This window comes from Paraburkholderia sediminicola, from assembly GCF_046027825.1.
GTDB lineage: Bacteria > Pseudomonadota > Gammaproteobacteria > Burkholderiales > Burkholderiaceae > Paraburkholderia > Paraburkholderia sediminicola_D.
Window position 1 is genome coordinate 1 of the sequence record NZ_JAQQDU010000286.1, and the last position, 372, is coordinate 372.

At 65.3% G+C, this 372-nt stretch carries 1 protein-coding gene; it reads right to left on the reverse strand.

What is annotated here, in order from left to right; all coding sequences use genetic code 11:
• Nucleotides 1-372 (reverse strand): DDE-type integrase/transposase/recombinase (locus PQQ96_RS42270; protein WP_408303386.1); only part of this gene is annotated, 372 nt, incomplete at both ends.

A 372-nucleotide genomic window follows, 5' to 3' on the forward strand; every position in this document is an offset into this window, starting at 1 on the left:
TGGTCTGCGGGTGGTAAGGCCGGCTGTAGCTGATGCGGATACCCAGCTGGATCAGCCAGACGGCCAGCTCGGCAAGCTGACCGGGACTGCCGGGCGACCCCCACGGCGAGCCGTTATCGGTGTTGATGCGCAACGGCAGGCCGTAGTGCCCGAACGCCTCCTGTAAGCCCGCCTGCACGGTAGCGGTGTCGGTGGGTCCACAGGCGCGCAGCAGGATGCTAAAGCGCGAGTGGTCGTCGCGTACCGTCAGGGGACTGCAGCGCTCCTTCTCGAGGGTCTCGAAGTACCCCTTGAAGTCCATCTGCCAGAGTACGTTGGGCTGGTCGTGCTCAAAGCGCTTCCAGGGCTCGCTCATCGCTGAATCGGCCGGCA